Source organism: Pseudomonas tructae, from assembly GCF_004214895.1.
Taxonomy (GTDB): Bacteria; Pseudomonadota; Gammaproteobacteria; order Pseudomonadales; family Pseudomonadaceae; genus Aquipseudomonas; species Aquipseudomonas tructae.
In genome coordinates this window covers 1,911,590-1,931,264 of the sequence record NZ_CP035952.1, presented here as the reverse complement: position 1 = coordinate 1,931,264, position 19,675 = coordinate 1,911,590, and the positions used below count along the sequence as shown (strand labels likewise).

Annotated in this window: 18 protein-coding genes; 4 read left to right on the top strand and 14 right to left on the bottom strand. The window is 61.4% G+C overall.

Annotation, left to right across the window (positions count from 1 at the left end; genetic code table 11):
* Nucleotides 1–13 precede the first annotated feature (13 nt).
* From astE to acs, 13 genes are all read right to left on the bottom strand, one after another.
* Nucleotides 14–1,021: a succinylglutamate desuccinylase gene (gene astE, locus EXN22_RS08915; protein ID WP_130263715.1), complete on the bottom strand. Its 1,008-nt coding sequence runs from the start codon at nucleotides 1,019–1,021 to the stop codon at nucleotides 14–16.
* 10 nt (nucleotides 1,022–1,031) lie between these two features.
* Nucleotides 1,032–1,322, bottom strand: a complete 291-nt coding sequence (locus tag EXN22_RS08910; protein WP_130263714.1) for a topoisomerase II — start codon at nucleotides 1,320–1,322, stop codon at nucleotides 1,032–1,034.
* Nucleotides 1,323–1,336: 14 nt separating this feature from the next.
* A complete protein-coding gene (gene astB / locus EXN22_RS08905; RefSeq protein WP_130263713.1) occupies nucleotides 1,337–2,686 on the bottom strand; it encodes an N-succinylarginine dihydrolase in 1,350 nt (449 codons plus the stop codon).
* A 24-nt stretch (nucleotides 2,687–2,710) separates the two neighbouring features.
* On the bottom strand, nucleotides 2,711–4,177 hold the full coding sequence (astD, locus tag EXN22_RS08900; RefSeq protein WP_177414064.1) for a succinylglutamate-semialdehyde dehydrogenase: 1,467 nt from the start codon (nucleotides 4,175–4,177) through the stop codon (nucleotides 2,711–2,713).
* Nucleotides 4,174–5,199: an arginine N-succinyltransferase gene (gene astA, locus EXN22_RS08895; protein WP_130263711.1), complete on the bottom strand. Its 1,026-nt coding sequence runs from the start codon at nucleotides 5,197–5,199 to the stop codon at nucleotides 4,174–4,176. The genes astD and astA overlap by 4 nt, the downstream gene beginning before the upstream one ends.
* A gap of 74 nt (nucleotides 5,200–5,273) precedes the next feature.
* Nucleotides 5,274–6,293, bottom strand: coding sequence for an arginine/ornithine succinyltransferase subunit alpha (gene aruF / locus EXN22_RS08890; protein WP_130263710.1), 1,020 nt, complete (start codon nucleotides 6,291–6,293; stop codon nucleotides 5,274–5,276).
* A 128-nt stretch (nucleotides 6,294–6,421) separates the two neighbouring features.
* Nucleotides 6,422–7,642: an aspartate aminotransferase family protein gene (locus EXN22_RS08885; RefSeq protein ID WP_130263709.1), complete on the bottom strand. Its 1,221-nt coding sequence runs from the start codon at nucleotides 7,640–7,642 to the stop codon at nucleotides 6,422–6,424.
* Nucleotides 7,643–7,911: 269 nt separating this feature from the next.
* Nucleotides 7,912–8,892, bottom strand: a complete 981-nt coding sequence (gene argR, locus EXN22_RS08880) for a transcriptional regulator ArgR (RefSeq protein WP_130263708.1) — start codon at nucleotides 8,890–8,892, stop codon at nucleotides 7,912–7,914.
* Nucleotides 8,893–8,990: 98 nt separating this feature from the next.
* Nucleotides 8,991–9,755 carry an ABC transporter ATP-binding protein gene (locus EXN22_RS08875; RefSeq protein ID WP_010226650.1) on the bottom strand — a complete coding sequence of 255 codons (765 nt, stop codon included), beginning with the start codon at nucleotides 9,753–9,755 and terminating at the stop codon, nucleotides 8,991–8,993.
* A 65-nt stretch (nucleotides 9,756–9,820) separates the two neighbouring features.
* Nucleotides 9,821–10,519 (bottom strand): ABC transporter permease, encoded by a 699-nt coding sequence (locus tag EXN22_RS08870; RefSeq protein ID WP_130263707.1) that lies wholly within the window; start codon nucleotides 10,517–10,519, stop codon nucleotides 9,821–9,823.
* Complete coding sequence (locus EXN22_RS08865; protein WP_010226646.1) at nucleotides 10,516–11,205, bottom strand: ABC transporter permease; 690 nt, start codon at nucleotides 11,203–11,205, stop codon at nucleotides 10,516–10,518. The genes EXN22_RS08870 and EXN22_RS08865 overlap by 4 nt, the downstream gene beginning before the upstream one ends.
* Nucleotides 11,206–11,295: 90 nt before the next feature.
* Nucleotides 11,296–12,078, bottom strand: a complete 783-nt coding sequence (locus EXN22_RS08860; RefSeq protein WP_130263706.1) for an ABC transporter substrate-binding protein — start codon at nucleotides 12,076–12,078, stop codon at nucleotides 11,296–11,298.
* Nucleotides 12,079–12,591: 513 nt separating this feature from the next.
* Nucleotides 12,592–14,553, bottom strand: coding sequence for an acetate--CoA ligase (gene acs, locus EXN22_RS08855; RefSeq protein ID WP_130263705.1), 1,962 nt, complete (start codon nucleotides 14,551–14,553; stop codon nucleotides 12,592–12,594).
* A gap of 402 nt (nucleotides 14,554–14,955) precedes the next feature.
* Here acs and EXN22_RS08850 point away from each other — a divergent pair, with 402 nt between their 5' ends.
* Complete coding sequence (locus EXN22_RS08850) at nucleotides 14,956–15,216, top strand: DUF2790 domain-containing protein (RefSeq protein WP_130263704.1); 261 nt, start codon at nucleotides 14,956–14,958, stop codon at nucleotides 15,214–15,216.
* Between the two features lie 124 nt (nucleotides 15,217–15,340).
* Here the strand turns inward: EXN22_RS08850 and EXN22_RS08845 are convergent, their stop codons facing one another.
* A complete protein-coding gene (locus EXN22_RS08845; protein ID WP_130263703.1) occupies nucleotides 15,341–16,897 on the bottom strand; it encodes a sigma-54-dependent transcriptional regulator in 1,557 nt (518 codons plus the stop codon).
* 280 nt (nucleotides 16,898–17,177) lie between these two features.
* On the opposite strand from EXN22_RS08845, the gene phhA reads away from it, so the two are divergent.
* The 3 genes from phhA to EXN22_RS08830 are packed head-to-tail and all read left to right on the top strand — an operon-like array spanning nucleotide 17,178 to nucleotide 19,558.
* Nucleotides 17,178–17,966 (top strand): phenylalanine 4-monooxygenase, encoded by a 789-nt coding sequence (phhA, locus tag EXN22_RS08840; RefSeq protein WP_130263702.1) that lies wholly within the window; start codon nucleotides 17,178–17,180, stop codon nucleotides 17,964–17,966.
* Nucleotides 17,967–18,008: 42 nt separating this feature from the next.
* Nucleotides 18,009–18,365 carry a 4a-hydroxytetrahydrobiopterin dehydratase gene (locus tag EXN22_RS08835; protein ID WP_130263701.1) on the top strand — a complete coding sequence of 119 codons (357 nt, stop codon included), beginning with the start codon at nucleotides 18,009–18,011 and terminating at the stop codon, nucleotides 18,363–18,365.
* Nucleotides 18,365–19,558, top strand: a complete 1,194-nt coding sequence (locus EXN22_RS08830) for an amino acid aminotransferase (protein WP_130263700.1) — start codon at nucleotides 18,365–18,367, stop codon at nucleotides 19,556–19,558. Before EXN22_RS08835 ends, EXN22_RS08830 begins: the two co-directional genes overlap by 1 nt.
* Nucleotides 19,559–19,675 lie beyond the last annotated feature (117 nt).

Genomic DNA, 19,675 nt, shown 5'->3' with positions numbered 1-19,675 from the left:
ACCACAGTCCGGTTCAGGCCAACTGATCGGGCTTGGCAGGGACGATCAGAATCCCCGCGCGCAAACCGTTCTTGACCTTGGGGTTGGGGAAGATGATGCGGGCGCCCTCTTCCTCGACGATCCAGCGGGTATCGGCGATGTCCTCGGCCAGCAAGTAGCCTGGCTCAAGCTCCGAGAAGTTCTCGATATCGGCAGCCAGGTGCAGCTGAAAGCTGTCGCTGTGCTTGATAATTTCGCGCGCCACACTGAACAACTGCAAACCGTCCAGCGCCTCTGGCTGCTCAGGCTCAGTACCTTCAATGATCTGCTTGAGGCGGGTTTCCAGGCGCCCGACATTGACACCGTCGTTCTGCCCGAACGGCCGCGCCTTGCCCAGTTCCAGGGTAAAGGCTTCGGCCCCAAGTTGCTCATAGGTATAGGCGGTAAAGGTGATCGATATCTTGCTCTGCAGCAGCACCGCCTCCATGCCGGCTGCCCGCAGGCGTGCCAGCTCACGACGTGAGTGCTGACGGCCTTCCTTGTAGGGATAGAGGGCGAACTGTTCGATCTTCGAACCGCGAATGGCGGTGTGCAGGTCGTAATGCAGGCGGGTGCGCTCAGGGACGCTGAAGAAGGTCGCCGCCAGGCGCTCCAGCTCACAGGCGCGCAGGGCCTCGGCACCGCTGACCTGATCGTGACGGCCATTGAACAGGCGGTTCACGTCCAGCTCGAGGTAACGCTCACCGCGGCGGATCGCCTCGGGGTTACCGAACAGGAAAAGAATACGTGCCTGCGGCTTGAGATCGCCGCGGGCAATGTCGTGCAGCAACCGGTCGAGCAGCTCGATCGGTGCGGTTTCGTTGCCATGGATGCCCGCTGACAACAGCAGGTCCAGGCCATTATCACAGGCCTCGGGCGGACGCACTTCGAGGGCGCCCTCGCCAAGCCAGCGCATGCGCACGCCGTCGGCAGTCACCTGGGTCTTCTCTGCCGGTTCGCGACCGGCCAGGGTCAGTTCAAGCAGTTTGCCGAGGGCGAGCATGGGCTATTCCTTAGTGATGGTGGCCGCAATCGGGACCATGAACGTGATCATCATCGTCGCCGGCATCGGCCGGTTCCATTTCCAGCTGCAGGCTCACAAGGTTAGTGGCCAGCGGGCGCAGCAGCAGGTTGGCGTACTCGGCGTCGCCTTCTTCGACATCGACGCCGATCAGCAGCTGACCACGGCCATCCTGCTGAATCCATACCTCCTTGCCTTGCCAGACCACCGCAAAGCGGGTGCAGGAAGTTTCCAGCTGGGTACCATCGTCATCTTCAAGGATCAGCTGCAGGGCGTCGGACATAATCGAATTCTCTCTCAAGGTTGGCGTTGGAATGGATAGACCGAACCCAGTTTGAGGATCTGGGTCAGTTCATCCAGTGCCGTACGACACTCCAGCAACAGCTGCGGATCGGCCAGGTCGGTTTCGCTCAGGCGATCGCGGTAGTGCTTTTCAACCCATTGGGTCAGGGTGTCGTACAGCGGTGCAGTCATGATAACGCCTGGATTGACCGCCGCCAGTTCCGTTTCATTAAGTGCCACGCGCAAGCGCAGGCACGCCGGCCCACCGCCGTTCTGCATGCTCTGCTTGAGATCGAAGACCTTGACCTCGCTGACCGGGCCACCGGAACTGGTCAGCGACGACAGATAGGCCCAGACCCGCTCGTTGTTGCGGCACTCTTCAGGCACGATCAGCAGCATCGAACCATCGGCGCGAGACAACAACTGGCTGTTGAACAGGTACGAACGCACTGCGTCCTCTACCGTAACAGCCGAGCGCGGCACGCAGATCGCTTTGAAGTTGCCGCCCCGCTTAGCCAGTTTAGCCTGCAGTTGGCCAAGCATCGCCTCGGTCTCGAGGAAGGCGTCTTCGTGGTAGAACAGCACTTCGCCGTTACCCACCGCGATCACATCGTTGTGGAACACGCCCTGGTCGATCACTGCCGGGTTCTGCTGGGCGTAGACCACACCCTCGTCGCTCAAGCCGTGCAGGCGCGCGACAGCCTGTGATGCTTCCAGGGTCTGGCGCGCCGGGTACTTCTGCGGCGCCGGGTAGCGAGCGTCGAACGCGCTGCGGCCATAGACGAAAAACTCGACGCCAGCCTCACCGTAGCTGCGGCAGAAGCGCGTATGGTTGGCCGCCCCTTCATCACCGAACTGCGCCACGGCCGGCAGGGCCGCATGGTGGGCGAAATGCTTGCTATCGGCGAACATGGCACCCAGCACGCGACTGGTGGTCGGGTGCTCGATGCTGCGGTGATATTTACAGTTGAGGTTGGCAGCCGTGAAGTGCACGCGGCCGTCTGCGGTGTCGGCACTCGGGCTGACGGTGGCAGCGTTGGCCACCCACATGCTCGAAGCCGAGCAACTGGCAACCAGCAGTGGCATGGCCTCCTTGGCAGCCCGCTCGATCACTTGCGCGTCAGTGCCGGCAAAGCCCAGGCGGCGCAGCGCGGCCACGTCCGGACGCTCCTGCGGGGCCAGCACGCCCTGCGCAAAGCCCATCTCCATCAGCGCCTTCATTTTCGCCAGGCCCTGAAGCGCGGCTTCGCGTGGGTTGGACGCCTGCTGGCTGTTGCTTTGCGAAGCAACGTTGCCGTACGACAGCCCGCCGTAATTGTGCGTCGGTCCGACCAGACCATCAAAATTCACTTCAAACGATTTCATCGGCAAGGCTCCGTGGACCTTTTGTTATAGGGAGACGCCTGGCGTCAGTGTCGCAGGCAGGGTCAGGCTGGCGGTCTCCAGCGAGGCTACCGGGTAAGCGCAATAATCCGCCGCGTAGTAAGCACTGGCGCGGTGGTTGCCGCTGGCACCCACCCCCCCGAATGGCGCACTGCTGGCAGCGCCGGTCAGTTGCTTGTTCCAGTTGACGATACCGGCACGGCTTTGTAGCCAGAAATACTGGTAACGCGCATGGGAGTCCGACAGCAAGCCCGCCGCCAGGCCGTACTGGGTGTTGTTGGCCTCGGCAATGGCCGCATCGAAATCGCTGTAGCGGATCACCTGCAGCAGCGGGCCGAAGAACTCTTCGTCCGGACGCTCGGCAACTGCGCTGACATCGATGATGCCAGGGGTCAGCAACGCGGCAGTGGCCTGTGGCTGGGTCATCTCCAGCAACGAGAGGCCACCGTTGGCCAGCAACTGGACCTGGGCATCGAGCAATGCCTTGGCCGCATCCAGGGAGATCACCGAGCCCATGAACGGCGCTGGCTGCTGATCGAAGGCACCGACCGAGATGGTTCGGCACACCTCAACCAGGCGCTTGAGCAGCGCATCGCCCCAGGTGCCTTGCGGCACCAGCAGGCGGCGCGCGCAAGTGCAGCGTTGGCCGGCGGAGATGAATGCCGACTGGACAATGGTGTAGACCGCAGCGTCCAGGTCCTTGACCTCATCCACCACCAGCGGGTTGTTGCCGCCCATCTCCAAGGCCAGGATCTTGTCCGGACGCCCGGCGAACTGCTGGTGCAGCAGGTTGCCGGTGCGACTGGAGCCGGTGAAGAACAAACCATCGATGCCCGGATTGGCCGCCAGGGCTACGCCGGTTTCACGGGCGCCCTGGACCAGGTTGAGCACGCCGGCCGGCAAACCGGCCTCGATCCAGCACTTGACCGTCAGTTCGGCGACTTTCGGGGTCAGCTCGCTGGGCTTGAACACCACAGTGTTACCCGCCAGCAGCGCCGGCACGATGTGCCCGTTGGGCAAGTGACCGGGGAAATTGTACGGACCGAACACGGCAACCACGCCATGGGGCTTGTGGCGCAGCACGGCAGTAGCGTCGGCGAGCGGGCCGCTCTTTTCGCCGGTGCGCTCGCGGTAACTCTGCACCGAGATTGCCACCTTGTTGACCATGCTGGTCACTTCGGTAGTGGCTTCCCACAGCGGCTTGCCGGTTTCTTCACCGATGCAGTGCGCCAGGGCGTCGGCATTACCCTTGAGCGCAGCGGCGAAGGCCTCGAGTACACTGATGCGCGCTTCCAGCGATTGCAGCGCCCAGCCGGCGAATGCCTGACGGGCAGCCTTGACCGCATCGTCAACCTGCCCGGCGCTGGCGCCCTGGCCCTGCCAGACAACCTTCTGGCTGACCGGGTCGAGCGATTGCAGCGCCTCGCCCTGCCCTGCCTGCCAACTGCCGGCGATAAAGTGAGTCGTCATTATTTGGCCTCCCGGGCTGCAGACAGCGGTACCGCACGCACCTGGTCACCGGCGTTCAGGCGCAGGCGTTTGGCGGTCTGTGGATCGACCACCAGGGTACCGGCAGCAAGGCGCGCGGGTGCGGCAGTGATGCGGCAGTCTTCGCGCTTGCGATTGTGGATGATGAATGGGGTAGCGTCGTCGCCCGGCGTACCGACTGCCAGCACCAGCGCCTGGCTGTCGTGCACCGCGCGGATCTTGGCGGTCTCGCACTCTACCGCCGGGCCTGCGTCGAAGATGTCGACATAGCCCTGGTAGCTGAAACCTTCGCCCTTGAGCATCGCCAGCGCCGGCTCTGTATCGGTGTGTACCCGACCAATGACGTTGCGCGCCGCTTCCGAGAGGAAACAGGTGTACAGCGGAAACTTGGGCATCAGCTCGGCAATGAATGCCTTGTTGCCAACCCCGGTGAGGTAGTCGGCCTGGCTGAACTCCATCTTGAAGAAGTGCCGACCCAGGCTTTCCCAGAACGGCGAGCGCCCCTGTTCGTCGGACATGCCACGCATCTCGGCAATGATCTTGTTGCCGAACAGCTCCGGGAACTCGGCAATGAACAGCATCCGCGCCTTGGCCAACAGGCGGCCATTGAGGCCACTGCGGTGATCGGCACGCAGGAACAACGAGCACAACTCGGAATTGCCGGTCAGGTCGTTGGCCAGGAACAGGGTGGGGATTTCCCGGTAGATGTTCAGCTCCTGGGAAGCACTGACGGTCAGGCCGACCCGGTAGTTGTACCAGGGCTCGCGCAGACCGACGGCACCGGCGATGGCGGAGATCCCCACCACCACACCTTCGTCGTTTTCCAGCACGAACAGGTAATCGGCATCGCCACGCTCGGCTTCGCCACGGAAGGTCTTCTCGGCCCAGCCGACCCGGTGCGACAGGCGCTCTTCATTGGCCGGCAAGGTGGTCAGGCCGGTGCCGGTGCTGCGCGCCAGCTCGATCAGCGCGGGTAAATCGCTGCTGCGTACGGGACGAACGATCATGCTATCTCCTCGGGCGGCGGCCTGGGGCCTGCCGCAAAACTCGACCTGGGTGCTCGGTTATCGAACCGCAGGGATCAAACCGCGACCAGGCGCACGCTGGCGCCTTCGCCGACGCCCAGGGCTTCGGCGGCTTCAAGACTCAGGCTGACCGGCTTGCCGGGTGCCCAGTCAAGCTCCAGCAGTACTGCACGGTAGTCCTGCAACTGGCCGTTGCTGACCAGGTAGGGGCGCCCGCCCTTGCTGGCGGTATCGTCCAGCTTGACCGGCATCACCCGGCTCTGGGCAATCGAACGGATGCCGGAAACCCGCGCATGCAGGGTCGGGCCGCCGTCGAAAATGTCGATGTAGTGGTCGGTCTCGAAGCCTTCGCGCATCAGGATGTCGAAGGTGATCTGCGCTCGCGGGTGCACCTGGCCCATGGCCTCTTGCGCGGCATCCGGCAGCAAGGGCACGTAGATCGGGTAATGGGGCATCAGTTCGGCCAGGAAAGTCCGGCTCTTGAGCCCGCACAGGCGCTCGGCCGCAGCGTAGTTGAGGTCGAAGAAGTTGCGGCCGATGGCGTCCCAGAATGGCGATTCACCATGCTCGTCGCTGTAGCCGACGATCTCGGTCACCACCGATTCGGCAAAGCGCTCCGGGTGGGCGGCCATGAACAGCAGGCGGCCACGGGAGTTGAGTTCGGACCAGCCGCTGCCGACCAGTTCCGGCAGCACATAGAAGCTGGTCAACAGGCTATTGCCGGTGAGATCGTGGCACTGTGAGAGCACGTGAATCTTGTTGTGAATCTTAAGCTCGCGCGACGCATGCACGAAGGTCTCGTTACGAAAGCTGTAGAACGGCTCGGAGTAACCGGCCGAGGCAACGATGGCCGAACAGCCGACCAGCTTGCCGCTGCTGCTGTCTTCAAGGACAAAGAAGTAGCTCTCTTCACCGTTGAAGCTGACTTCGGCGGCGAAGGAGGTTTCCGAAGCGGCAATCTTGTCGCTCAGACGACCGGCATCATCCGGCAAGGACGTGACACCAATGGGGCTGTCTGCGGCAAGACGCTGTACTTCGCCCAGATCAGCCATTTGCGCGGGGCGCATCACCAGCATGGTGTCACTCCTTTCGGGAAAACAGGCCGACATCTGTCGGCGCAGAGAAAACAGCAGGCGCCCGCAGGCACCTGCTCTGGAATTCGCTTCACCGGCCCCGCAGGGCCGATGAAAGGACTGCAGGCAAATCAGGCCTGAGTCAGTTTTGCCGCAGCACGTTCGAAGCGGTCCAGGCCTTCGTTGATATCGGCCTCTTCAACCACCAGGCTCGGGGCGAAACGCACCACATCCGGGCCGGCTTGCAGGACCATCAGGCCTTCTTTCTCGGCGGCATTGAATACCTCCTTGGCCTTGCCTTTCCAGGCCTCGGACAGCACGCAACCGATCAGCAGACCAACGCCACGCACCTGGGTGAACAGGCCGTACTTTTCGCCGATCTGCTCAAGGCGCGCCTTGAACTGCTGATGTTTGGCCTTGACGCCAGCCAGCACCTCAGGGGTGTTAACCACGTCCAGCACCGCGTTGGCCACAGCACAAGCCAGCGGGTTACCACCGTAGGTGGTGCCGTGGGTGCCGACGGTCAGGTGCTTGGCCAGCTCGTTGGTGGTCAGCATGGCGCCGATCGGGAAACCGCCGCCCAGGCTCTTGGCGCTGGAGAGGATGTCCGGGGTCACGCCATAGTGCTGGTAGGCGAACAGCTCGCCAGTACGGCCAACGCCGGTCTGCACTTCGTCGAAGATCAGCAGCGCGTTGTGCTTGTCGCACAGCTCGCGGGCGCCTTGCAGGTAGGCAACGTCGGCCGGAACCACACCGCTCTCGCCCTGGATCGGCTCGATGACCACGGCGCAGGTCTTGTCGGAGATCTGCGCTTTCAGCGCTTCCAGATCGTTGTACGGCACATGGCTGATGCCGGTGATTTTCGGCCCGAAACCGTCGGAGTACTTTGGCTGGCCACCGACACTGACGGTGAACAGGGTACGACCGTGGAAGCTGTTAACGGTGGCAATGATCTCGTGCTTCTCTGGGCCGAAACGGTCATGGGCAACACGACGGGCCAGCTTGAATGCGGCCTCGTTGGCTTCGGCGCCGGAGTTGCAGAAGAACGCACGGTCGGCGAAGGTCGCATCGACCAGCTTGTGCGCCAGACGCAGGGCCGGCTCGTTGGTGAACACGTTGGACACGTGCCACAGCTTGTTGGCCTGCTCGGTCAGGGCGCCTACCAGCGCCGGGTGGGCATGGCCCAGGACGTTCACGGCGATGCCGCCGGCGAAATCGATCAGCTCGCGGCCAGCCTGGTCCCAGACGCGGGAGCCCGCTCCACGGACGGGAATGAAAGCCGCCGGTGCATAGTTGGGGACCATCACCTGGTCGAAATCGGCGCGTTGTACCGTATCGTGCGGAGCGGACATCGGAGTCTCCTGAAGAGGAACGCCTGCCTGAAACTGGCGAGCGATGAGGGGATTGTAAGGACAGATCGGCGCCTGACCTTGCCGCCAAGCGACAACTTCTTATAGCGCCAAACCCTGTTTTACCAAGGCTTTCGGCAATGCGACAAATAGGGTCGCAAAGGCGCAGTCTAAACGGTGTGGGGGATGCTGTGTTGGCGGATTGATCGCGGGGCAAGCCCGCTCCTACAGGTATCATGACTGTGGGAGCGGGCTTGCCCCGCGATCAAAAATCAGCCGCGCTCGGCAGGCACCGAAGACAATTCGAACGGGCTGCTGCTACGTCGCTGGTTACGATCTTCGCGCGGCGTCGCGCCAAAGAAATTGCGATAGGCGCTAGAGAAGTGCGGCCCCGAAGAGAAGCCGCAGGACAAACCGATCTGGATGATCGATTTGCTGGTCTGCATCAGCATCTGCCGCGCCTTGTTCAGGCGCAGTTCCAGGTAATACTGGCTCGGCACGCGATTGAGGTACTGCTTGAAGATCCGCTCCAACTGGCGACGCGAGACACAGACATGCTGGGCGATCTCGTCGGTAGTCAGCGGCTCTTCGATGTTGGCTTCCATCAGCAACACCGCCTGGGTCAGCTTCGGATGGCTGGAGCCAAGGCGATTTTGCAGCGGAATGCGCTGGCGCTCGCCGCCCTCGCGAATCCGCTCGACCACCAGCTCTTCGGACACCGCACCGGCCAGCTCGGCACCATGGTCACGGGCCAGCACCGCCAGCAGCAAATCGATCACCGACATGCCACCGCACGCCGTCAGGCGATCACGGTCCCAATCGAACAGATGGCTGGTGGCGATGACCTTGGGAAAACGCTCGGCAAAATCGTCCTGCCAACGCCAGTGCACCGCGGCCCGATAGCCGTCGAGCAAACCCAGTTGCGCCAACGGATAAACCCCGGCCGACAACCCGCCAACCACACACCCGGCGCGCACCAGTTGCTTGAGCGCGCTGGCCAGGCTCGAGCCCACCGCCGATGGCGGTTCGTCAGCCAGCAGGAACAGCCTATGGCAACCCTCAAGCTTACCGGCCCAGGGCTCACCGGGCAGACGCCATTCCCCTTCGCCAGGTGCTTCGGCCTGCAGGAACGATAGCTCGTAGACCACCTCCGGATGGACCTTCTGGGCAACCCGCAAAACCTCTTCAGCCAGCGCCAGGGTCAGGGCTTTGGTGCTGGGCCAGATGAGAAAACCGATTCGCTGGGTGGTCATGGGGTACGATCCGAAACCTGAAAGAGGTCAAGACGTTAGAGCCTGGTCAGGCTGCGCTTGTGACGCAGCATGACCCATTTTGGTGCAAAGCGGCAATCTTACTTCAAGCTGCCCGAAAGGAACTGCTGCAGACGCTCCGATTGCGGGTTGACCAGCACCTCGCGCGGGTTGCCGCTCTCTTCCACCAGCCCCTTGTGCAGGAACACCAACTGGTTCGAGACCTCGCGGGCAAAGCCCATTTCATGGGTCACCACGACCATGGTCCGGCCTTCCTGGGCCAGCGACTGCATGACCTTGAGCACATCGCCCACCAGCTCAGGGTCCAGCGCCGACGTCGGTTCGTCGAACAGCATCACTTCCGGCTCCATGGCCAGCGCCCGGGCAATCGCCACGCGCTGCTGCTCACCGCCAGACATATGGCCAGGATAGGCATCCTTGCGGTGAGCGACACCGACTTTGGCCAGGTAGTGCTCGGCTTTTTCCAGGGCATCTTTTTTCGACATGCCCAGCACGTGCACCGGTGCCTCGATGATGTTCTCCAGCGCGGTCATGTGCGACCACAGGTTGAAGTGCTGGAACACCATCGACAAGCGCGAACGCATGCGCTGCAACTGCTTGGGATCAGCGGCCTTGAGCGCGCCGTCCTTGTTGGCGACCAGCTTGAGCTCTTCGTTGTTGAGCAGGATCTTGCCCGCGTGCGGCTGCTCGAGCAGGTTGATGCAGCGCAGGAAGGTACTCTTGCCCGAGCCGCTGGAACCGATGATGCTGATCACGTCGCCTGCCTTGGCCGCCAGGGACACGCCCTTGAGCACTTCGTGACTGCCGTAGCGTTTATGCAGATCTTGGACTTCGAGTTTGTACATGCTGTCGATTCTCACAAAGCAGTCAGTCTTGAGCTAACGCTCGGGGCGAAAAAGTGGGCGCAGGCTCAGTGCTTGCGCGGCGCCAGGTAGCCGAGCCAGCGGCGTTCGGCCAGCTTGAACAGGCGCACCAGAATAAAGGTCAGGCACAGGTAGAACACGCCGGCAGTGATGTAGGCCTCGAACGGCAGGTAGTACTGGGCGTTGACCGTGCGCGCCGCACCGGTGATGTCGATCAGGGTCACGATCGACGCCAGGCTGGTGGTCTGCAGCATCATGATCACTTCGTTGCTGTACTGCGGCAGCGCCCGGCGCAGGGCCGATGGCAGCAGGATGCGCCGGTACATCTTGACCCGCGACATGCCCATGGCCTTGGCCGCCTCGATCTCGCCATGAGGCGTGGCCTTGAGGCTGCCGGCGATGATTTCGGCGGTGTAGGCGCTGGTATTGATGGCGAAGGCCAGGCAGGCGCAGAAGGTTGCGCTCGACAGCCACGGCCACAGGAAGCTTTCGCGCACCGCTTCGAACTGGGCCAGGCCGTAGTAGATCAGGAACAGCTGCACCAGCATCGGCGTGCCACGGATCACATAGGTGTAGAGCCAGGCGCTCATGTTCACCAGCGGTTGCTTGGAGACCCGCATCAGCCCCAGCGGGATCGCCGCCAGCAAACCGAACAGCAGCGACAGGGCCAGCAGCTTGAGGGTGGTCAGCAGGCCGCCCAGGTACAGCGGCAGCGCTTCCCAGATGACGTTGTAGTCGAAAATCATAGATCAGCCGCCTTTACGCCTACCGAGTAGCGCTTCTCGAGGTAACGCAGGGCCAGCAGCGAAACACTGGTGATCACCAGGTACAACGCCGCGACCGCCAGGAAGAAGGTGAAAGGCTCGCGGGTGGCATCGGCCGCCTGCTTGGCCTTGAACATCATGTCCTGCAAGCCGACCACCGAAATCAGTGCGGTAGCCTTGGTCAGGACCAGCCAGTTATTGGTGAAGCCAGGAATCGCCAGGCGAATCATCTGCGGCACCAGCACCCGGAAGAAAATCTGCAGGTTGCTCATGCCATAGGCCATGCCGGCCTCGGCCTGCCCCTTGGGAATGGCCATGAACGCACCACGGAAGGTTTCCGACAGATAGGCACCAAAGATGAAACCCAGGGTGCCGATACCCGCCATCAGCGGATTGAGGTCGATGTAATCGTCAAAGCCGAGCAGCGGCGCGACGCGATTGAGCAGATCCTGGCCGCCGTAGAAGATCAGCAGGATCAGCACCAGATCGGGAATCCCGCGGATCACGGTGGAATACAGATCGCCGAGCCAGGCCAGCCAGCGCACTGGCGACAAACGCAGCGCCACACCGATCAGACCGAGCACGATGGCCAGGGCCATGGACGACAAGGCGAGCTGTAGCGTCAGCCACGCTCCGTCGAGGATGACTGCCCCGTAGCCTTTCAACATGATGAGGTCCTCGACCTTAGGGATGAAAAAATGGTGCAAACCTCAGAGTCTCTGCTGCTTGCACCATTGAACAGGTGAAACGTCGACGATTTACTTGGCTTCTGGGCCGTAGATGTCGAAGTTGAAGTACTTGTCCTGAATCTGCTTGTACTTGCCGTTGGCACGGATGCCGGCGATGGCCGCGTTGATTTTGTCTTTCAGCGCGTCGCCTTTGCGTACAGCGATACCGATGCCGTCACCAAAGTACTTGGCGTCGGTGAAGGCCGGGCCGACAAATGCGAAGCCCTTGCCAGCATCAGTTTTCAGGAAACCGTCTTCCAACAGCGTAGCATCGGCGACGGTGCCATCCAGACGACCAGCGGCGACGTCCAGGTAGATTTCGTTCTGGGTGCCGTAAGGAACGATGGTAGCGCCTTGCGCACCCAGCACTTCCTTGGCGAAGCGGTCGTGGATCGAGCCGCGCTGCACGCCGATCTTCTTGCCCTTGAGTTCAGTCAGGCCTTCGCTGACCGCAGTGCCTTCCTTCATCACCAGGCGCGCCGGGGTCAGGTAGTACTTGCCGGTGAAGTCCACGGACTTCTTGCGATCGTCGGTGATCGACATGGACGACAGGATGGCGTCGATCTTGCGCACTTTGAGTGCCGGGATCAGGCCGTCGAACTCTTGCTCGACCCAGGTGCACTTGACCTTCATCTCTTCGCACAAAGCGTTGCCGATGTCGTAATCGAAGCCGGCGATGCTGCCATCGGGCTGCTTGAAAGCGAACGGTGGGTAAGCGGCCTCGATCCCGATTTTCAACGGTTTCTCATCAGCCAGCGCCGCCAGGGAAAACACGGACAGCGCCAGGGCGCCAAGCAGTGCGAGTTTCTTCATCTGGAACTCCATCGGTAAAGGGCAATACAAGGCAGGGTTAGCGACTGCCCGGCATGCAAATGGGTACAACGCGAGCTGCGCAGGGTCGGCATTGAAGCAGACGCGACGAGCGAGTGATCGGCATTTTAACGACAGCTCCGAAGCCGATATTTCTTCAATGCGACAACTAGTTACAGAAGCGCAGGAACGCGGGGGCGCAGATATTGACAGCTTTCACGGAATATGCAAAAGCAAAAGACAAATAACCAATCAATGAAGCAATAAGCGGGCCTATTATTGGCAAAGCCTTCTAATCCGGCAAGCGTAGCGTTTCAGCAGAGGGCAAAGCCGTACAAAAACGCCCAGAAAAAGCACCCCGGCGTTTCGCTTTGCCCCGCTTTTGTACGAAATCGGTGACAGAAGGGTTACCGATGATTGTCGAAGTAACAGAATGCACAAAGCCCCGCCGAAGTCAGCCGGCAGGGCTTTGTGTGGACCAGATCGCGACGACTCGACTTGCCCCGCGATCACTCTTTAGGCCGAGGCCAGGTTCATGGCCTTGTGGGTATCGATCAGGTGCTGCACCACACCCGGATCAGCCAGGGTCGAGATATCACCCAGGCCGTCGTACTCGGCCGTGGCGATCTTGCGCAGGATACGGCGCATGATCTTGCCCGAACGGGTTTTCGGCAGGCCTGGTGCCCACTGGATGACATCTGGCGATGCAATCGGGCCGATCTCCTTGCGCACCCAGTTCTTCAGCTCCAGGCGTAGCTGTTCGTTGGGCTCGACGCCGCCATTGAGGGTGACATAGACATAGATGCCTTGCCCCTTGATGTCGTGCGGCACGCCAACCACGGCAGCCTCGGCAACGTGCGGGTGTGCAACCATCGCACTTTCGATCTCGGCAGTGCCCATGCGGTGGCCGGAAACGTTGAGCACGTCATCGACCCGGCCGGTAATCCAGTAGTAGCCATCTTCGTCGCGACGGGCACCGTCACCGGTAAAGTACATGCCGCGGAAGGTCTTGAAGTAGGTGTCGACGAAGCGGTCGTGATCGCCATACAGCGAACGTGACTGGCCCGGCCAGGAGTCGAGGATCACCAGGTTACCTTCGGCGGCGCCCTCGATCAGGTTGCCAAGGTTATCCACCAGTGCCGGCACCACCCCGAAGAACGGACGGGTCGCGGAACCCGGCTTGAGCGCAGTCGCGCCTGGCAGCGGGCTGATCAGCACACCACCGGTCTCGGTCTGCCACCAGGTGTCGACGATCGGGCAACGCCCCTTGCCGACGGTCTGGTGGTACCAGTTCCAGGCTTCTGGGTTGATCGGCTCACCCACCGAGCCCAACAAACGCAGGCTTGAACCGTCAGCGCCGGCGACGGCGGCCTGACCTTCGGCCATCATCGCGCGGATGGCGGTCGGCGCGGTGTAGAGGATATTGACCTTGTGCTTGTCGATGATCTTCGACACGCGGGTGATATCCGGGTAGTTCGGCACACCCTCGAACAGCACAGTGGTCGCACCGTTGGCCAGCGGGCCATAGACGATGTAGCTGTGACCGGTGACCCAGCCAACGTCCGCGGTGCACCAGTAGACTTCACCTGGGCGGTAGTCGAATACCCGCTCATGGGTCAGCGCGGCATACACCATATAGCCACCGGTGGTGTGCAGCACACCCTTGGGCTTGCCGGTGGAGCCGGAGGTATAAAGGATGAACAGCGCCTCTTCAGCGCCCATTTCCTTCGGCGCGCAATGGCTGGAAGCGACCTTCATCAGGTCTTCGTACCAGATGTCGCGGTGCTGGTGCCAGGCAATGTCGCCACCGGTGCGCTTGCAGACGATGATTTTCTGTACGCTGCTGGTTTCCGGGTTGGTCAGGGCCAGGTCGACATTGGCCTTGAGTGCCGTGCGACGACCACCACGCAGACCTTCGTCAGCGGTGATGACGATCTTCGACTTGCAATCGATGATGCGTCCGGCCAGCGCTTCAGGCGAGAAGCCACCAAACACCACCGAATGGATCGCGCCGATTCGGGCGCAGGCGAGCATGGCGACCACCGCTTCGGGGATCATCGGCATGTAGATGGTGACCACGTCACCGCGGTGCACATCCTGGCCACGCAGGGCGTTGGCGAACTTGCACACCTGCTCGTGCAGTTCGCGGTAGGTGATGTTGCGGTGCTCGGAGGGATCGTCGCCCTCCCAGATGATCGCGAGCTGATCGCCGCGCTCGGCCAGATGACGATCAAGGCAGTTGTAGGAAACGTTCAGAGTGCCGTCAGCAAACCACTTGATATCGACATGATGGTCGTCGAAGGAGGTCTGCTTGACCTTGGTGAAAGGCTTGATCCAGTCGAGGCGTTGAGCCTGCTCGCGCCAGAAGCCGTCCGGGTTGATCACCGACTGCTGGTACATGGCCTTGTAGGTCGCCTCGTCGGTCAACGTGTTGGCCGCAACCTCGGGACGAACGGGATACAGGGGAGCCGCACTCATCTTTGTTACCTCGGTGTAATAGTTGTTTTTGTATGACCTCGTTGTAACTGTACCAGACTGCGCAGGCCATTCGACGTTGGTAGTAACGACCTCGGCTTTTGTCCCAGCGGCACGCAGCGAAGCCTCAAGCGCGGCCGTGCACGGCGCAAAAATAAAACCTCCGGTAGCGTGCCAGGCGATTGTTACAGTTTCTGCCAACAGTGTTTATCAAAACCATGGCTGTTTAAGCGCAGGCCGCACTCCTAGAATCCACCTCGCCAGCAACGGCACCACGATTAACTTTCTTGTAGCCCCCCACGAAGGGAAGTTAATCGGCAAATAATCGTGATAGTTGATCCTGTTGTACACGCGGCGCCACAAGCGCCGCGCGCCCCCTTACGACCCTAGACAGGTAAAATGAAGATGAAAGCTTTACTGGTATTGGCACTGGGTAGTCTTTGCAGCGTGGCCATGGCCGACGAAGTTGCAAATGGCGGCGCCGAGCAGATCCCGGTTGAACAGTACAGTTACTCGCAGCACCTGGACATCGCCAAAGTCATTTCCATGAGCGAAGTGCCGAATGTCTGCGAAGTGGTGCCGGCGCGCATGACCTACGAAGATTCTCAGGGCAAGCGCCACGTTCTCGAGTACCGGGTCATGGGTAACGGTTGCTCGAACGGTTGATCCAATGAATTGACCGCCTGCAGCGCCTCGGTTGTTAATGAACGAGGCGCGCTGCATTCATTGAGCGCCCTGACTGCAACTAACAACCCGCTATCATTTCTACTACTTATTAACTACGGATTAACTAATCCGATTTTCCGACTGCATGTTCACGTAACTTGTTGGCAATGGTGGTATGGGAAACCCCCAGGCGTTTACCCAGCGCCCGGCTACTTGGGAATTCGCTTAACAGGCGCTCCAAAACCGCCTTCTCGAAACGCCCGACTATTTGCCCCAGATCGCCTTCAAGGGAAAACTCGCCCAGCGGCTGCCGACCGCCGTAATCCGGCAAGCGAATATGTTCGCTCTTGACCACCCCGCCGTCGCACAACGACACCGCCTGGAACAGCACGTTTTCCAGTTGGCGCACATTGCCTGGCCAGTGGTATTGGCTCAAGCGCTCCATGGCAGCGGGTGCAAGCCGGGGCAACGGGCAACCAATCTGTCGGCTGGCCTGGTCGAGAAAGTGCTCGACCAGCGGTGACAGGCCATCCAGGCACTCACGCAACGGCGGAATGTGCAGTGACAGCACATTGAGGCGATGGTAGAGATCCTGGCGGAACTCGCCACGCGCGCACAGCTCGGACAGATCGACCTGGGTCGCACAGATCACCCGCACATCCAGGTACACCTCCTCATCACTGCCTACACGACGGAAACAGCCGTCCTGCAAAAAGCGCAGTAGTTTCACCTGCAGACGCGGGCTCATCTCACCGACGCCGTCGAGAAACAGGGTACCGCCAGCCGTCAGCTCCAACAGCCCCAACTTGCCCTCGGCCCGCGCGCCCTCAAAGGCTCCCGGGCCGTATCCGAACAATTCGGTCTCGGCCATGGACTCGGGCAAGCCGGCACAGTTGAGCGCCATCAATGGCGCCTGACCGCGCGGGCTGGCCAGGTGACAGGCACGGGCCAACAACTCTTTGCCGGTGCCGGTCTCGCCCTCGATCAGCAACGGCGCATCCAGCGGCGCCATGCGTCGTGCTTCACGCACTACGCCAGCCATGACCCGCGAGCTCTGGAAGATACTGTCGAAACCACGCAGCTCCTGCTTGCGCACATTGTAGATACGCTCACCGATGCGGTCAGCGCGGTGCAGGGTCAACACTGCGCCGGCGAGCGCCTCGCTGTCATCATGCTCGGACTGCAATGGCGCAATGTCGGCAAGAAAGACATCGCCCTTAACCTTGACCCGCAGCCCATTGATTCGCGACTTGTTGGCCCGTACCAACTCCGGCAGGTCAAAGTCCTCGGCATACCGCGACAGCGGAATGCCCGGCACCTCGTCGACCCGCACCCCGAGCAACTGCGCCGCCGCACGGTTGGCGGCAACGATGGAACCGCCCATGTCGATCGACAGCACCGGGAAATCCAGGGCGCCGAGCAAGGCATTGAGCTCCATGTGCCGACGCTCGCTGGGCATCAGGCCAACGCGCTTGACCCCAAACACCCCGGCGATCGACTCGAACTTGGGCCGCAGCGCCTGGAACTGCAGATTGATCAGGTTCGGACAGTGCAGATAAATGGCGTTGCCATGCTCACCACCGACCTCACCGCGGGCGACGTTGATGCCGTATTCCACCAGCAGGTTGAGAATGTCGCGCAGGATGCCGATGCGGTTCTGGCAATGCACTTTAATACGCATGAAATGTCCTACTAGAAAGCCTGGTACGCGCCACGGCAGCCATTTTTTTGCAGCGACCGAAGAATAGTCGTAAAGATTATGTGACAGATAGCGATGCTTTCAAGGAGCAGAAGCCCTGATTTATCGGGTTTCTGTTAAATTCGTAAAATTATCGTTACAAATGCGAGCAACTCTCACGGCAAATCAGCCGTCAGGACGCTACAACCGGCACGTTTGCAGGGTAACACTAGGGGTAATGGCTTGATCACATAACAAGAATGGCCCTCAGCAGGAGAGCAGCATGAAACAGACGCAATACGTGGCTCGCGAGCCCGATGCGCAGGGTTTTATCAACTACCCGCAACAGGAACACGCGGTGTGGAACACCCTGATTACCCGTCAACTGAAGGTGATCGAAGGCCGTGCGTGCCAGGAATACCTGGACGGCATCGAACAGCTGGGCCTGCCGCATGACCGTATTCCGCAGCTGGGTGAAATCAACAAGGTGCTGGGCGCCACCACCGGCTGGCAAGTTGCCCGTGTACCTGCACTGATCCCCTTCCAGACCTTTTTCGAACTGCTGGCCAGCAAGCGCTTTCCGGTGGCGACCTTCATTCGCACAGAAGATGAGCTCGACTACCTGCAAGAGCCGGACATTTTCCACGAGATCTTCGGCCACTGCCCGCTGCTGACCAACCCCTGGTTTGCCGAGTTCACCCACACCTATGGCAAGCTTGGCCTGCAGGCAAGCAAGGAAGAGCGCGTGTACCTGGCCCGCCTGTACTGGATGACCATCGAATTTGGCCTGGTCGACACCCCCCAGGGCCGCAAGATCTATGGCGGCGGCATCCTGTCCTCGCCCAAAGAGACCGTCTACAGCCTGTCCGCCGAACCCGAGCACCAGGCCTTCGACCCGCTCGAAGCCATGCGCACACCGTATCGTATCGACATCCTGCAACCTGTGTACTTTGCCCTGCCGAGCCTCAAGCGCCTGTTCGACCTGGCCCACGAAGACATCATGGGCATGGTCCACACGGCGATGAAGATGGGCCTGCACGCGCCAAAATTCCCACCCAAGGTCGCCGCCTGAGCGACCTTGCAAACCAATAACAAACCACTTGCGGAAAACCTTATGAACGCCTTGAACCAAGCCCATTGCGAAGCCTGCCGTGCCGATGCCCCACAGGTCAGCGACGAAGAACTGCCGGTACTGATCAAGCAGATCCCGGATTGGAACATCGAAGTCCGTGACGGCATCATGCAGTTGGAAAAAGTCTTCCTGTTCAAGAACTTCAAGCACGCCCTGGCCTTCACCAACGCCGTCGGCGAAATCTCCGAAGCCGAAGGTCATCACCCAGGCCTGCTGACCGAATGGGGCAAAGTCACCGTGACCTGGTGGAGCCACTCGATCAAGGGCCTGCACCGCAACGACTTCATCATGGCCGCGCGCACCGACGAGGTCGCTGCAACCGCCGAAGGTCGCAAGTAATGCACTTCGGCGCCATCGAGCGCGTCCCGGGCGATCCGATCCTCGGGCTGATGGAGGCCTATGCCAAAGACAGCAACCCGAACAAGTTCGACCTCGGTGTCGGCGTGTTCAAGGATGCCCAGGGCCTGACGCCAATCCCCGCGGCGGTCAAGCAGGCCGAGCAACGCCTGCTCGACCAGCAGACTAGCAAGAGCTACGTCGGCGGCCATGGCGATGCAGCCTTTGGCCGACTGATCAGCGAACTGGTGCTGGGCAGCGATTCGTCGCTGCTGAGCAACAAGCGCGCCGGTGCCACCCAGACCCCGGGCGGTACCGGGGCCCTGCGCCTGGCGGCGGAGTTCATCGCCCATTGCCTGCCCGGTCGCGGTATCTGGCTCAGCGACCCGACCTGGCCGATCCACGAAACCATCTTTGCCGGTGCCGGCCTGAATGTGCGCCACTACCCCTACGTCGGCGCAGACAACCGCCTGAACGTCGCTGGCATGCTCGCGGCCCTGGAAGCGGCACCCAAGGGTGATGTGGTCCTGCTGCACGCCTGCTGCCACAACCCGACCGGCTTCGACCTGAGCCAGGATGACTGGCGCGCCGTGCTGGAAGTAGTACGCCGTCGCGAGCTGCTGCCGCTGATCGACTTTGCCTACCAGGGTTTCGGCGACGGCCTGGAAGAAGACGCCTGGGCGGTACGGCTGTTCGCCGCCGAACTGCCCGAGCTGCTGATCACCAGTTCCTGCTCGAAGAACTTCGGCCTCTACCGTGACCGCACCGGCGCTCTGCTGGTGTGCAGCCATGATGCCGAGAAGCTGGTGGATGTACGCAGCCAGCTGGCCCTGCTGGCCCGCAACCTGTGGTCGACGCCACCGGACCATGGCGCGGCAGTGGTGGCGCAGATCCTCGGCGACGCTGACCTCAAGCGCCTGTGGATCGAGGAAGTCGATGCCATGCGCCAGCGCATTGCCGAGCTGCGGGTGGGCCTGGTGCACGCCTTGGCACCCCACGGCCTGAGCGAGCGGTTCGCGCACATTGCCGAGCAACGTGGAATGTTCTCCTACACCGGCTTGTCGCCGGAACAGGTCAAGCACCTACGCGTGCGGCACAGTGTGTACATGGTCGGTACCGGCCGGGCGAACATCGCCGGCGCCGATGCGGCACGCCTTGAGGCACTGGCTGCGGCGATCGCTGACGTCTGTCGCTAAAAGCATCGCGGGGCAAGCCGGGGCGCCGCATCGCCCCGCGATGGCCATTAAGCAGGAAAATTCATACTGTCATCCAGACTCCTGTATCCTGCACAGGCTTTTACAAGCCCATGCGCG